Raw genomic sequence first — 14174 nt, forward strand, 5'->3', positions numbered from 1 at the left:
ACTCACTTCGCTGAAAGGCCACGATCCGTGACTATTGCGGTAACCGGTTCCATCGCCACCGACCACTTGATGCGCTTCCCCGGCCGCTTCGCCGATCAGCTCCTCGCCGATCAGCTCGCCCACGTTTCGCTGAGTTTCCTGGTCGACGATCTCGTGATTCGCCGCGGTGGTGTCGGCGGCAACATCGCTTACGCCATGGGCGTGCTCGGTGGGTCCCCGCTACTCGTCGGCGCAGTCGGTGCCGACTTCGCCGAGTACCGCACGTGGCTCGAGGACAACGGCGTCGACTGCAGCGCGGTCCGTATCTCGGACAAGGCACATACGGCGCGTTTCGTGTGCACCACCGACGAGGACATGGCGCAGATCGCGTCGTTCTACCCCGGTGCGATGAGCGAGGCTCGCGAGATCGAACTCGCGGCAGTGGCCAAGACTGCAGGCGCAGTCGAGTTGGTGCTGATCGGCGCCAACGACCCCGAGGCCATGGTTCGCCATACCGACGAATGCCGTCTGCTCGGGATTCCGTTCGCAGCGGATCCGTCGCAGCAGCTTGCCCGCCTGTCCGGTGACGAGGCCAAGGCGCTCATTCACGGCGCGAAGTACTTGTTCACCAACGAGTACGAGTGGGGTCTTCTTCAGCAGAAGACTGGTCTGAGCGAGGAAGAGATCCGCGCGCAGGTCGGCATCCGTGTCACCACCCTCGGCTCCAAGGGTGTGGAAATTGTTGACGCCGAAGGCAATTGGGTGCGCGTCGACGTAGTGCCCGAGACCGGCAAGGTGGATCCGACGGGCGTTGGTGACGGCTTCCGCGCCGGGTTCCTGCTCGCACACGGCGCCGGTCTGAGCTTCGAGCGTGCTGCACAGTTGGGATCTTTGGTCGCTGTGTTGATTCTCGAGACCGTGGGAACGCAGGAGTGGGTGTTCAATCGCGACGAGGCACTCAAGCGCCTTACCGACGCATACGGCAGCGCGGCAGCGGACGAGATCGCGACGATCCTGCCGAAGTAGGGCTCCGCCCCGTGAGTGGTTGAGGAGTTCGGAGACTCCCTAACCGCTCACGGGGCCGAAGGCCTAGATATTGACCGGGTACACCGGTTCCTGGATCTGCGGCACGATGCGCTTCTCCACGAAGATTCCGTGCCAGACCATGAAGGTCAGGACGGTCCACAGGCGTCGGCTGTGGTCGGACACGCCCTCGCGGTGATCGTTGAGCATCTTCACGACGGCCTGCTTGTCGAAGATGTGGTCGGTTCCCGACTCTTCGATCTGCAGATGTGCCCAGTCGAAGAGTTCGGTGCCGCGCAGCCAGTGGCGCAGGGGAACCGGGAATCCGAGCTTCGCGCGGTGCAGAACATGGTGCGGCACAATGCCTTCCAGGGCCTGGCGCAGTGCGTACTTGGTCGTGTCCTTCGTGATCTTCTGATCGAGCGGTACGCGTGACGCGACGTCGAAGACCTCGGGATCGAGGAACGGCACACGCAGTTCCAGCGAGTTGGCCATCGTCATCTTGTCTGCCTTGACGAGGATGTCGCCGCGCAGCCAGGTGAACAGGTCGAGATGCTGCATCCGCGCAACCGGATCCCAGTCCCGTGACTGCGCGTAGATCGGCGCAGTGACGTCCTGGTGAGTCCACTCGGGGCGGAAATCGCGCAGGACGGCGCGGAGCTGAGCGTCGTTGAAGCTACGAGCATTTCCGTAGTAGCGCTCCTCGAGCGTCAAGGAACCGCGGTTGAGCAGACTCTTGCCGCGAGTGCCGTCCGGGATGCGTTCGGACAACTTGCCGGCAGCCCGACGCAGTCCCTTGGGGAGGTACTCGAAAGGCTTGAGCGACAACGGCTCACGGTAGATCGTGTAGCCGCCGAACAGCTCGTCGGCACCCTCGCCGGACAGCACGACCTTGACGTGCTTGCGCGCTTCCTTCGCGATGAACCACAGCGGAATCAATGCCGGATCGGCTACCGGGTCGTCGAGGTACCAGACGATCTCGGGAATGGCAGCGGCGAACTCGGCGGGGGAGACCACCTTGACGACGTGCTTCGCGCCGATCGCTGCGGCAGATTCTGCAGCGACGTCGACCTCGGAATAGCCCTCACGTTCGAAACCGGTCGTGAAGGTGATCAGGTTGGGGTTGTGGCGCATCGCCAGCGCCGCGATCGCCGTGGAGTCGATACCACCGGACAAGAACGAACCGACGGTGACGTCGGCGCGCATGTGCTTGGCGACCGAATCCTCGAGTGCCTCGGCGATTTCCTGGTAGCGCGCCTTCTCGGTGCCAGGTGCAAAAGGCTTGGCCGGGAACTTCGGCGTGAAATACCGCGTGAACGTGGGCTCCTCGCCCGGACGCACCCGGGCGAAGCTGCCCGACTCCAGGCGTCGGATCTGCTTGTGCAGTGTTTCCGGCTCCGGTACGTACTGCAGAACGGTGTAGTGCTCGATGGCACGCGGATCCAGCTCGGTACCGATGCCGATCAGATCGGTGAGTTCGAGCAGGCTCTTCTTCTCGCTGCCGAACGCGGTGCCGCCGGCGCCGGTCGCGATGAACAGCGGCTTGATCCCGAACGGATCGCGCGCGATGAACAGCTCGCGTGTGTCGGTGTCCCAGATCGCGAACGCGAACATTCCGCGCAGGCGCCGGACCGCGTCCTCACCCCAGTAGTGGAATGCAGCGACGATGGCCTCGGAGTCGCCCTCGGTGAAGAACTTGGCGTCGTGGTCCTTGACCAGTTCGGCGCGGATCTCCAAGTAGTTGTAGATCTCGCCGTTGAACGTGAGCGCATAACGCTCCGGGTTCTCCGGTGGGCCCCAACGCAGCGGCTGGTGGGAATGAGCGATGTCGATGATCGCCAGGCGGTTGAACCCGAAGACGAGGTGATCGTCGTTCCACGTCCCGTGTTCGTCCGGCCCGCGGTGACGAAGGCAATGCATCGCCTGGTCGACCCGCGAGACGGCGTCCTCGCTGGTTCCGCCAGATGTCAGTAGCCCGAGCAGTCCACACACAGCGTCCGGTTCCTCGATTCAGAATTTTTGTACAGAAGGCTCCCGGACACGAGTGTCGGGGAGAGGTCAACGAACTCTTGACGAAAGTATGCCGCAGATCGACGTCCCTGCCGATCGCAGCGGAACGAATCGACGTGATGTGCGTCGCCGAAACGACCTGAGCCGTTCCTGAGCAGCACCTGAGAGAGCTGTGTGACGTCCGCCGCGACACGGGCGAGGACCCGAGGATGGATAGCGCCCGGCTTTGGTCTACGCTGCGTAGTAATTGGGCCTTCCCTCCGGGCATGCCCTAGTTGAATTTTGTGGCGATCAGGAAGGCGTGAACGTGGCGCAAGGTCGGATCCTTCGGCGAGCGGGGCTGGCAGTATCTCTGGGCATTGCTGCCTTGCTGCTGTCGGGTTGCTCCATCGACAACGAAGTGCTTCGTTTCGGGTGGCCTTCGGGCATCACCCCGGAGGCGACGCGCATGCGTGAGCTGTGGACGTGGTCGGTTGTAGCCGCCCTCGTCATGGGTGTGCTGGTGTGGGGGCTGGTCTTCTGGGCCGTCATCTTCCACCGCAAGAAGAAGGACTCGCCGGAATTCCCGCGTCAGACGGCATACAACGTGCCGCTCGAACTCGGTTACACGGCAGTTCCCTTCGTCATCATCGCGGTTCTCTTCTACTTCACCGTCATCGTTCAGAACCATGTTCTGGACAAGACGGACAATCCTGACGTCGTCGTAGACGTCACGGCCTTCCAGTGGAACTGGAAGTTCGGCTACCGCTCCATCGAGTTCGGTGACGGCTCCGCCAAGTACAACGGAATCGACGTCGAGGCCGAAGAGGCTGCAAAGACCGAGGGTTCCACCGTGAACGAACACGGGGAAGAAGTCCCCGGCCCGATCCACGGCAACAGCACCGAGGACCTGAGCTACCTGCACTACGACAAGATCGAGACCGTCGGCTCCAGCCAGGAGATCCCGATCCTCGTTCTGCCCACCGGCAAGCGGATCCAGTTCGAACTTGCTTCCTCGGACGTCATCCACGCTTTCTGGGTGCCTGAGTTCCTGTTCAAGCGCGACGTTCTCCCGAACCCCAAGGAGAACCACTCGGACAACATCTTCCAGATCAGTGAGATCGAGAAGGAAGGCGCGTTCGTCGGGCGTTGTGCAGAAATGTGTGGCACGTTCCACGCGATGATGAACTTCGAGGTTCGTGCGGTTTCGCCCGAGGACTTCGCCAAGTACATCGAACTGCGCAAGGGTGACGCGGAGGGCAAGGGTGGTCTGACGACCGCTGAGGCTCTGCAGGCAATCGGTCAGTCGCCGGTGGCTACGTCGACCACGCCGTTCAACACCGACCGCGAGTACCGTCAGGCAACCGTCGCCACTGCAGGCAACTGAGCCGGCCAGCCTCTTCACTGAACAAGGACAAGTGCTGATATGAAGATCGAAGCCAAGCTCTTCGAGATCCTGACGATGTTCTTCATTCTCGTCGCGATCATCTACGGAGTGTTCACCGCTCTGTCACGCACAGGTATCGAGTGGGCCGGACTGACGGCCATCGTCCTGTCTGCAGGTCTGACGCTCATCGTGGGTACCTACTTCCGCTTCGTCGCCCGTCGTCTGGACACCCGTCCCGAGGACTACGACGACGCTGAAATCTCGGATGGTGCAGGAGAACTGGGCTTCTTCAGCCCGGGTAGCTTCTGGCCGATCCTGCTTGCCGCTGCTGCTGCACTCGCGGCAGTGTCGCTGGCGTACTTCCAGCCGTGGCTCATCGCAGTCGCAGTTGTCTGTGTGCTCGCCGCAGCCGCAGGCCTGGTGTTCGAGTACTACACCGGACCTGAGAAGCACTAGTTTCACCCGCACTCGAACAGAGGCGCCGCACCCACCCGGGTACGGCGCCTCTGTTGTCGTTTATGTACGTTTCGGTGGTAGGAGGGTGCCTGTCAACAACCGCTCTCTGTCAATCGTGGAGCGAGTATTCGAGGTCGTAGCGGTGCAGACCGTCGACGACCTCCAGCTCGAGAGTGCCTGCGATGCCCTTCAACTCGCCGGTTCCGGACCCCGGCACGATCTCGTACAGAAGCTTCTGCGTTCCGTCGATCATCTGACCGAACTGCTGCAGGGCGAACGATCCCACAGCTTCGTCGACCTGCCCCGTGACAAACTCCAAAGCGACGTAGCCCGCTGCACCGGCTGTCGGATCGCCCGCGGACAGCATCAGTCCGGACGACGTGCCTTCGACGCCGCCGATGAACGTCTTGTCGAACTCGAAGCGTCCGACGCGTCCGGAGAGCTCAGGATCGGCGGGGCGAAGATCGATCTCGAAGGTGCCGCGTGCATGGGATGTCATGGTCCGAGTATCTCACCAGGCGACAACGCCTCGAGGGGACTCCCGAGAACGTGCAACACTCCGTAGATGATTCTCGAACATGCCGTCCTGCAGGTCGATCCGTCGCAGTCAGCGCGTTTCGAGGCCGCATTCGACGTGGCCCGAACCATCATCTCCGAGGTTCCCGGATTCATCAGGCTGCGGCTCTCGCACTGCCTGGAATCACCGGAGCGATATCTCCTGCTGGTCGAGTGGGAAGACGTGGAGTCACACACCATCGGGTTCCGTCAGTCCACGGGATACGAGAAGTGGCGAGAACTTCTCCATCACTTCTACGAGCCGTTCCCGACGGTGGAGCACTATTCGAATGTGCTCGAGGTCTAGCAAAGCGTAGTGCCTGCTGTTGTCGACGCTCAGACGACGAACCGGGGGAGCGGTGCCCCACTTGGAGGTTGTCCATACTGAATCGCTCAGAGAACGAGTGAGGCCCCGAACCGGAATCCGGTTCGGGGCCTCACTGGTCAGCTGACGTTCTTAGTGGAGTTCTCCACTGGAACCATCGGACTTGCCGTTGGTTCGGTTCTGGTAGTCCAGAAGGATCTGAAGCTGCTCGTGCTCAGCTTCGTGATGAGCGGCTTCGAGAGCCTCGCTCTCCTCGACTGGGTCAGCGGTGATCAGGCTACCGCTACCGGGCTTGCCGGCGAGGCCGAGCTTGTTCATCTTCTTCGGGACAGCAGCACCCTGGTACTCGAGCGGGATCGGGTGTCCGTGCTCGTCGACGGGGCCGAGCGGCTGGTGGATCTCGATGTACTGGCCGTTCGGCATCCGCTTGATGATGCCGGTCTCGATGCCGTGTTCGAGGACTGCACGGTCACTGCGCTGCAGGCCGATGCAGAACCGGTACGTCACGAAGTACGCGATGGGCGGAAGGATGACCATGCCGATACGGCCGATCCACGTCATTGCGTTCAGCGAGATGTGCAGGTGGTACGCGATGATGTCGTTGATGCAGGAGATCGTGAGCACCAGGTAGAACGCGATGGACATCGCACCGATAGCGGTACGGACCGGCACGTCGCGCGGGCGCTGCAGGATGTTGTGGTGAGCGTCGTCTCCGGTGAGACGCTTCTCGATCCACGGGTACGCGATCAACAGTGCGAAGACGAGCCCCATGATCAGGGCGACGGCGAACACTGCAGGGATCGTGTACCGGTTGAACAGGTAGATCTCCCACGCCGGCCACAGTCGAGCAAGGCCGTCCGTCCACATCATGTAGATATCGGGCTGGGAACCTGCCGAGACCTGTGACGGGTTGTACGGACCGATGTTCCACACGGGGTTGATCTGGAACAGACCACCGAGCAGTGCGAGCACGCCGAAGGTCATGGCGAAGAACGCGCCACCCTTCATCGCGAAGACCGGGAGGATGCGGACGCCGACGACGTTCTGTTCCGTACGGCCGGGGCCGGGGAACTGCGTGTGCTTCTGGTACCAGACCAACGCGAGGTGGCCGGCGATCAGAGCCAGGATGATGCCCGGGAACAGCAGCACGTGAGCGACGTAGAGACGCGGGATGATGAGGTCGCCGGGGAAGTCGCCGTCGAAGATCAGCCAGTGCATCCAGGTACCGACGATCGGGATACTCATCGTGATACCACCGAAGGCGGCGCGGAGGCCGGTGCCCGAGAGCAGGTCGTCGGGGATGGTGTAACCGAAGAAGCCTTCGAACATCGCCAGGATGAGCAGCAGGCAGCCGATGACCCAGTTCGCTTCACGCGGGCGACGGAAGGCGCCGGTGAAGAAGATGCGAGCGAGGTGAACGATGATCGACGCCGCGAACATCAGTGCAGCCCAGTGGTGAATCTGGCGAACGAAGAGACCGCCGCGCACCTCGAAGGAGATGTTCAGGGTCGTCTCGTAGGCGCGAGACATCGTGACACCACGAAGCGGCTGGTATGCGCCCTGGTAGACGACGTGTGCCATCGACGGATCGAAGAACAGCGTCAGGAACACACCGGAGATCAGCAGGATCACGAAGCTGTAGAGCGCGATCTCGCCGAGCATGAAGGACCAGTGCGTCGGGAAGACCTTGTTGATCTGCCGGCGCATGCCTGCGGCGAGGTGGTAGCGGGAGTCCATAGCCTCCGCTTGTCCAGCCGCTGCCGCGCTGATCTTGGACGGTTTGGTTGTTGTTGTGGTCACGGTCGACGCTCCCAAAATGCCGGGCCGAGTGCTTCGATGAAGTCACCGTCGGCGACCAGGAAGCCCTCTTCGTTCACTGTAATAGGCAACTGCGGAAGTGCGCGAGCAGCGGGACCGAAGATCGGCTTGCCGTAGGTCAGTGCGTCGAACTGCGACTGGTGGCAGGGGCACAGAATACGGTTGCTCTGCTGTTCGTAGAGCGAGGTGGGGCAACCCAGGTGGGTGCAGATCTTCGAGTAGGCGAAGTAATCGCCGTAGTTGAAGCTTTCCTGGCCCTTACGCTTGGTGACACGCGCGGTGTCTTCCGTGCGAAGGCGGATGAGCATCACCGAGTTACGAATGCCGCGCAGTGCTGCGAGCAGAGCGTGCTCGTCGCCACGGTCGGACTCGCGGAACGGGAAGACCGTTTCCATCGAACCGGCATCGAGATCTTCCGGGCGAACGAGGACGATGTCCTCGGGACGGCCGGTGTCACGACGCAGGTAGATGGTCTCGCCCGGGTAGTTCGGGGTCCAGCCGGACACCCACAGAGGTGAGTCGTCGCCCTTGGCCCACGGGTTCTTGATGAGTCCGCCGAGGGGCATGACCATCATGACGCCGAGTGCGCCGCCGCCGAACATCAAGCTGCGCTTGATGGCCTTGCGGCGGGGGAGGGTGGACGTCTCGAGGGTGTCGCCGAGCTCGGCGACGATCGTGCGACGATCGACCTCGGTGGAACCACCGTCGTGGCGGTCCTGGATCGAGACCTCTTCGGGGATGAACTTCTTGGTGAACTGAACGGCACCGATGCCGACGCCGAGGATCGCCAGACCCATGGTCAACCCGATCAGCGGGGTGTACAGGCTGTACTTGCCGTAGTTCTCGTCACCGGCGCCTGCGTACTCCCAGGGCCAGAACAGGTAGATCGCGATGAACGCGATCGCCGAAACGCCGGCGAGGCCGAACCAGAAGGCGACGTTGCGCTCGGCGCGCTTTTCCGCCCTGGTGCCCTTTACCGACCAACGATCACGGCGGTAGACGACATCGACGCCATCGAGATTGGTACCCAGCTTGACCAGGTCGTCGCGTGACATCGCGTCGAGCTCTTCATCTGTGTACTTCTTAGGCGTATCGCCGCCATGCTGGCCAGCGTCGCTCATGACCTTGCTCCGATCCACAATGCTGCACCGACGACAGCGATGATTCCGACGGCCCACATGGCGAGACCCTCAGAGGCCGGACCGAGGCCACCGAGCCCGTACCCACCGGGGTCCTTCGACTCGCCCGACGACTTGACGTAGGCGATGATGTCCTTCTTCTCCTCGATCGTCAGCTGACGATCCGAGAACTTCGGCATGTTCTGGGGACCGGTAACCATGGCAGCGTAGATCTGCTGCTCGCTGGCCGGATCCAGGACCGGGGCGTACTTGCCCGAGGACAGTGCGCCACCGCGGCCGGTGAAGTTGTGGCACGACGCGCAGTTGAGCCGGAAGAGCTCACTGCCGCGTCCGACGTCGCCACCGCGCAGCGAGGACTGGGCGATTTCGCCGTTCTCGTCGCGGATGAGCGTCGGGCCGCCGCCGTTGGCCTGGATGAAAGCGCCGAGGGCGTCGGTCTGCGCAGCATCGAACTTGGGGTCCTTGCGTGCAGCCTGGGCCTCGTTGCGAGCTGCCGGCATACGACCAGAAGAGACCTGGAAGTACACGGCTGCTTCGCCGACGCCGATGAGGCTGGGACCGCGGTCCTGCACGCCCTGCAAGTTCGCGCCGTGGCACGTGATGCATGACGTGTCGTACAGCTGCTTGCCTTCACGAATCAGGGCTGCTGAATCGTCACTGGCGGTCGCAACCTGCGGAGCTGGTGTCAACGCCGAAGCGAGGAAACCTGCGCTGATCAATCCCATCATCAATACGAGCGCGCCAGTGACGCGCCGGCGGATTTTCCGCTGGCGACGCGACTTCGCGGCATTCGCTGAGTTATCGGATGCGGGAGGGGGGGATGAACTCATCTGTATCCCTTTGGTATGTCGGGACGGAACTGGACGTCAGGGGCTGCCTGGGGCGTACAGCTGATTAACGGATGAAATAAATCGTGGCAAACAGCGCGATCCACACGATGTCGACAAAGTGCCAGTAGTACGAAACAACGATCGCGGCGGTGGCCTGGGCGGGCGTGAACTTGCTGACCCGGGTACGTGCGATCAAGAAGACGAAGGCGATGAGACCGCCGATGACGTGCAGACCGTGGAAGCCGGTGGTCATGTAGAACACCGAGCCGTACACGCTGCTCGAAATCGTGGTGCCCTCGTGCACGAGGTGGTAGTACTCGTAACCCTGGCCGGCGACGAAGAACGCCCCCATGACCAAGGTGATGGTGTACCAGCGACGAAGTCCGAAGACGTCGCCACGCTCAGCCGCGAAGACACCCATCTGGCAGGTGAACGAAGATGCGATAAGCACCAAGGTCACCGGCACGGCCAGATAAAGGTTCAATTCGGTTGGCTCCGGCGGCCAATTTCCGTTCGCCTGAGCTCGTGCCACGAAGTACATGGCAAAGAGCCCTGCGAAGAACATGAGCTCACTTGACAACCACACGATGGTGCCAACGCTGACCATATTCGGCCGGTTCAGCGAGTGCACGCGTTGGGTGATTGCCGATCCTGAAGTCCCTACTGCGCTCGTCACAGACAGAAGTATGACGCTTCGTCGTAAGAGACGACCACTCGGGTCCACCATCGGCGCGTCGCTCGGCTCGAGTTCGCGGGATCGGGCGGCGAACGCGCTGGTGGCGTGGTCGGAATATGCTGGCGCGATGGCAGCTACACACAAGAGTAGACCGTGGTTCCTGAGAATTTTCGGCACGAAGATTCCGACACCGCTCGATGCAGGGCGGTCGGATCTGGTCGTCGTTGCCGAAGGCTTCGACGACGCCGAGGCGAGCTCGACGGCTCTCGAACGTGCCGCCTCCACCGAGCCGGAGTTCAGGGCGGAGTCCGAAGTGGTTCTGCGGCATCATCTCGACCTCCCGGAGGGCTCGGTAGCCGATGCCGAGAGCATCGTCGCCCAGGACGGATATGTGCGAGGCTCGAGTCGGCCCGAGGACGTGACTCCGACGGTCGAGAATTCGGTTCGCGTCGTCTTCGAGCGTGTCCAGGTGCTTGACGCACTGCATTGCTCCCAGGAGCGGTCACGAATGGCCGGTCTGGCGCAGCGACTCGGTGGTTCGGTCGCCGGGTGGGACGCGCTCCAGCCCCCGATACTTGCGGAGGCGCCGCCCAAACGCGGTCGCAGAAAGTCCTGAGCGGCCCTATTCGGTTTCCTCGTTACCTCACTGACTAGGCTGCGAGGGTCATCGGCAGCACAAAATGGCAGCGCGAAACGACAGCTCGAAACGACAGCTCGAAATCCAGCCCACTTGAACGACAGGGGACCAAGGCACTATGGCCGGCACCGACGCATCCAACGCCGTGAACGTCGATTCGAGTGCAGTGGTGCGGTCCTGGCCGATGATTCTCGGTTTGCTCACGGACGGCAGTGACTTGTCGGAAGCCGACAGTCGGTGGGCTATGGGCGAGATCATGTCGGACAACGCCACCTCCGCTCAGATCGCTGCTTTCGGGGTCGGTCTGAAGATGAAGGGAGAAACCCCCGCGGAGTTGGAAGGGCTCGCCGCCGCGATGCTCGAACACTCCAGGCGCGTGCCGGTCGATTCCGACGTCGTCGACATCGTCGGCACGGGTGGTGACCGCTCCAACACGGTGAACATCTCGACGATGGCCTCGATCGTGGTTGCCGCGTCCGGTGTGCGAGTTGTCAAGCACGGCAACCGCGCTGCTTCGTCCAAGAGCGGTGGCGCCGACGTGCTCGAGGCGCTCGGCGTTCGCATCAACCTCGGGCCGGAGCAGGTTGCGAGGTGCGTCGAAGAGGTCGGCATCGGCTTTTGTTTCGCGCCGGTCTTCCATCCCGCACTGCGCTTTGCGGCGGTCCCTCGCAAGGAAATCGGCATTCCGACGGCATTCAACGTGCTCGGTCCACTGACCAATCCGGCTCGTCCGCGTGCCGGGCTGATCGGGTGCGCATTTCCGAAACTGATCTCGGTCGTCGCGGGAGTCCTTGCGCAGCGCGGCAATTCGGCGTTGGTGGTACGGGGAGACGACGGACTGGACGAACTGACCACATCGACGACGTCGACGGTTCACATCGTCGGGGGTGGAAGTGTGCGAACTGTCACGCTGGATCCGCGTGACCTCGGAATCGACCGCGTTCCTCTCGAAGAGTTGCGTGGAGGCGACGCCGAAATCAACGCCACCGTCGCCAGAACGCTGCTTTCCGGGCAGAAGGGGCCGGTCCGGGACGCGGTCCTGCTGAACGCGGGAGCAGCCATCGCGGCATTCAACGGTGTCGGCGACGATCTCGAGAGTGCGATCTCTGCCGGGATGACTGCAGCCGCTGCCGCGATCGACAGCGGCGCGGGCGCTGAACTGCTTCACAAGTGGGCGGCGCTCACCGCCGAGCTGGCCGACCAAGCCTGATCGAGGGGCTATTCACCCAGCGAGAAACCGGCCTCGACGTCTGCGCTGGAGAATGACTGGAACGCAATGTGTGTGGCGGTTCGGAGAACGCCGGGCACCTTGTTGATTCCTCCGGTGACCACGTCGGCGATCTGGGCGTGGTCACGCACTTTCACGATGGCGATCAAATCGACGTCACCTGCGCACGAGTAGACCTCGGTCACTCCGGACAGGTCGGCGACGGCCTGCGCGGTTTCCGGGATCCGAGCGGACTCGGCGTGAATCATGACGATGGCGTTGATCATTTCTCTCCTCGATTTCCCTGCGGGTTGTGATGACCCGGCGGTTTCGATCGAGCTTAGGGGTGCCGCCCCGCCGTTACGTCATCGATGTTCGGATTCGGTTCCGGCTCGGGCGAGTCGGCACCAGGCTTCCCACTTGCCGGCGCCGCTCACAGGTTCGACGTATCCGGATGTCGCCGACACGATTCGGACACCGTCCGACGAGAGCCACCTTGCGATCAGTCCCAGTTCTTCGGGTGACGCGCCGCGGAACGGGGCGTCGTCCGGTAGGACGGTTTCGGCCGCCGCGGTGATGGCGTCGACGACGGGCATCGGGTGAGTCCCACGTCTGGCGAGCCCGGCGGACGCGAGACGCCCGGACCGGATCACCGACAGCTCCCAGCCGCCGTCTCCGGTGGGGCGGGCGAGAACGAGTTGTTCGATCGCCGCGACTGCGGCGAGTCGCTGAGTGCGCCGCACTGCGGTGGCGACTGCGACCGTTCGGTCACGCAGACGCGCAGCATTCTCGAACAACGCGTGTGCGGACAGCTCGTCGATCCGGGCCTGCATCTGTTGGAGGGGAGCGTCGTTGGTTCCTCGGAAGAATCCACGCACGGCCTCAGGGGCGGCCGCGTAGTCCTCTGCGTTGATTTCCGGGGTCCAGGAGGCTGGACACGCCCCCAGTTCGCGAGCGGGGCAGTCAGGGCCGTGAACGGCGCCGCGTCCGAGACGCTTGGTACACGTGCGCAGACGACTGAACTCTGCGACGGTGTCGGCGACGTCGACTGCGTCGGCGCGAGAGGTGAACGGGCCGATCGAATCGGCCGTGGGCGTGCGAACCACGGACAGTCTCGGAAACGCCTCGTCGGTGAGGGTGATCCACCAACCTCGCTTGGGAAACTTGGAGCGACGGTTGTACGGCGGCGCATGCGCGCTCAGCAGTCGTAGTTCACGCACCCCGGCCTCGAGAGCGTGCGCGCACTCGACATGGTCCACACGGGTGGCCAGCGCGACCATTTCCTTCATCCGGCCGCGGGTCTCCGAACCGGTGAAGTAGTTGCGGACGCGGCGTCGAAGGTCGGTAGCAGTTCCTATGTAGAGGGCTTCGTCGGAAGGACCGCGGAAAAGGTAGACACCGGGGCTTCGCGGCAGGTTTGCGGCGAAGGACCGTTTGGCCCGTTGATGCGAGGAAATGTTGGGCAGGTAGTCGACTAGTTCGCTGTAACTGTGGACACCCTGGTTTCCGACCCTGTCGATCAGTCCGTGGAGGACGTCGACGGTCGCACGCGCGTCGTCGAGAGCCCGGTGCGTCGGCTGGGTGGTCACTTGGAAGAGATGGGCGAGTGCGGAGAGCTTCACCGAAGGTGCTTCGTCGCGTGTGAGTACGCGCCGGGCGAGTTTGACGGTGCACAGGACACGGAACGCAGGCCACGGGCGCGCGCTGCGTGACGCCGCTGCTTTGAGGAAACCGATGTCGAACGGCGCGTTGTGTGCCACCAGCACCGCGCCCTCGGCGAACTCGAGAAAAGCAGGCAGGACACGTTCGATGGGAGGTGCACCGATCAGCATGGCTGTGGTGATTCCGGTCAGTTCGACTATGTACGGCGGAATCGACCGGCCGGGGTCGACGAGTGTTGCCATTTCGCCCAGTACCTCGCCGCCGCGGATCTTGACGGCGCCGATCTCGGTGATGGAGTCCTGGTCGGCGCTGCCCCCTGTGGTCTCGAGGTCGACGACGACAAATGTTGTCTCGCTCAGCGGTGTGTCCAGTTCGTCGAAGCTCAGTTGCCGCCCGACGTCGAACTTCTCCCCGTCGGAGAACGGGGGCGGAGACGGAAATTCTCGGGCCGAGGCGGGACTCACACCGCAGACAGTAGAAGTACCCCCCGA

General features: G+C 62.9%; 14 protein-coding genes. 6 read left to right on the plus strand and 8 right to left on the minus strand.

The window, feature by feature from the left end:
• The first annotated feature begins 27 nt into the window (after nucleotides 1-27).
• A complete protein-coding gene (locus tag QRN54_RS18080) occupies nucleotides 28-1005 on the plus strand; it encodes a carbohydrate kinase family protein (protein WP_003941700.1) in 978 nt (325 codons plus the stop codon).
• Between the two features lie 63 nt (nucleotides 1006-1068).
• On the opposite strand, the gene asnB is transcribed toward QRN54_RS18080, so the two are convergent.
• A complete protein-coding gene (gene asnB / locus QRN54_RS18085) occupies nucleotides 1069-2994 on the minus strand; it encodes an asparagine synthase (glutamine-hydrolyzing) (RefSeq protein ID WP_003941790.1) in 1926 nt (641 codons plus the stop codon).
• Nucleotides 2995-3313: 319 nt separating this feature from the next.
• Here asnB and ctaC point away from each other — a divergent pair, with 319 nt between their 5' ends.
• Nucleotides 3314-4378: an aa3-type cytochrome oxidase subunit II gene (ctaC, locus tag QRN54_RS18090; protein WP_030537048.1), complete on the plus strand. Its 1065-nt coding sequence runs from the start codon at nucleotides 3314-3316 to the stop codon at nucleotides 4376-4378.
• Nucleotides 4379-4417: 39 nt separating this feature from the next.
• Nucleotides 4418-4834, plus strand: coding sequence for a cytochrome c oxidase subunit 4 (locus tag QRN54_RS18095; RefSeq protein ID WP_003941723.1), 417 nt, complete (start codon nucleotides 4418-4420; stop codon nucleotides 4832-4834).
• A 109-nt stretch (nucleotides 4835-4943) separates the two neighbouring features.
• Here QRN54_RS18095 and QRN54_RS18100 read toward each other — a convergent pair whose 3' ends face one another.
• Nucleotides 4944-5333, minus strand: a complete 390-nt coding sequence (locus QRN54_RS18100; protein ID WP_030537047.1) for a DUF3224 domain-containing protein — start codon at nucleotides 5331-5333, stop codon at nucleotides 4944-4946.
• Between the two features lie 66 nt (nucleotides 5334-5399).
• Between QRN54_RS18100 and QRN54_RS18105 the strand changes: the two genes are divergently transcribed.
• On the plus strand, nucleotides 5400-5696 hold the full coding sequence (locus QRN54_RS18105; RefSeq protein ID WP_285182730.1) for an antibiotic biosynthesis monooxygenase family protein: 297 nt from the start codon (nucleotides 5400-5402) through the stop codon (nucleotides 5694-5696).
• A gap of 150 nt (nucleotides 5697-5846) precedes the next feature.
• Here QRN54_RS18105 and qcrB read toward each other — a convergent pair whose 3' ends face one another.
• The 4 genes from qcrB to ctaE form a co-directional block, all read right to left on the minus strand.
• Nucleotides 5847-7451 (minus strand): cytochrome bc1 complex cytochrome b subunit, encoded by a 1605-nt coding sequence (gene qcrB / locus QRN54_RS18110; RefSeq protein ID WP_007730057.1) that lies wholly within the window; start codon nucleotides 7449-7451, stop codon nucleotides 5847-5849.
• A gap of 59 nt (nucleotides 7452-7510) precedes the next feature.
• The gene (gene qcrA / locus QRN54_RS18115) at nucleotides 7511-8653 is read right to left on the minus strand and encodes a cytochrome bc1 complex Rieske iron-sulfur subunit (RefSeq protein ID WP_007730058.1); all 1143 of its coding nucleotides are present in this window, start codon (nucleotides 8651-8653) and stop codon (nucleotides 7511-7513) included.
• The gene (gene qcrC / locus QRN54_RS18120; RefSeq protein WP_003941682.1) at nucleotides 8650-9501 is read right to left on the minus strand and encodes a cytochrome bc1 complex diheme cytochrome c subunit; all 852 of its coding nucleotides are present in this window, start codon (nucleotides 9499-9501) and stop codon (nucleotides 8650-8652) included. Before qcrC ends, qcrA begins: the two co-directional genes overlap by 4 nt.
• A gap of 64 nt (nucleotides 9502-9565) precedes the next feature.
• Nucleotides 9566-10177: an aa3-type cytochrome oxidase subunit III gene (ctaE, locus tag QRN54_RS18125; RefSeq protein ID WP_007730060.1), complete on the minus strand. Its 612-nt coding sequence runs from the start codon at nucleotides 10175-10177 to the stop codon at nucleotides 9566-9568.
• A gap of 127 nt (nucleotides 10178-10304) precedes the next feature.
• On the opposite strand from ctaE, the gene QRN54_RS18130 reads away from it, so the two are divergent.
• Entirely contained in the window at nucleotides 10305-10793 is a 489-nt protein-coding gene (locus QRN54_RS18130) for a hypothetical protein (protein ID WP_064689205.1), read from the plus strand.
• A gap of 139 nt (nucleotides 10794-10932) precedes the next feature.
• Nucleotides 10933-12024, plus strand: a complete 1092-nt coding sequence (gene trpD, locus QRN54_RS18135) for an anthranilate phosphoribosyltransferase (protein ID WP_003941751.1) — start codon at nucleotides 10933-10935, stop codon at nucleotides 12022-12024.
• Between the two features lie 8 nt (nucleotides 12025-12032).
• Here the strand turns inward: trpD and QRN54_RS18140 are convergent, their stop codons facing one another.
• Complete coding sequence (locus tag QRN54_RS18140; protein ID WP_003941677.1) at nucleotides 12033-12308, minus strand: Lrp/AsnC family transcriptional regulator; 276 nt, start codon at nucleotides 12306-12308, stop codon at nucleotides 12033-12035.
• 78 nt (nucleotides 12309-12386) lie between these two features.
• Nucleotides 12387-14147, minus strand: a complete 1761-nt coding sequence (locus QRN54_RS18145) for a DEDD exonuclease domain-containing protein (RefSeq protein WP_167349886.1) — start codon at nucleotides 14145-14147, stop codon at nucleotides 12387-12389.
• Nucleotides 14148-14174: the final 27 nt, after the last annotated feature.

It is taken from the genome of Rhodococcus sp. MEB032, assembly GCF_030208925.1.
Taxonomy (GTDB): domain Bacteria; phylum Actinomycetota; class Actinomycetes; order Mycobacteriales; family Mycobacteriaceae; genus Rhodococcus_F; species Rhodococcus_F qingshengii.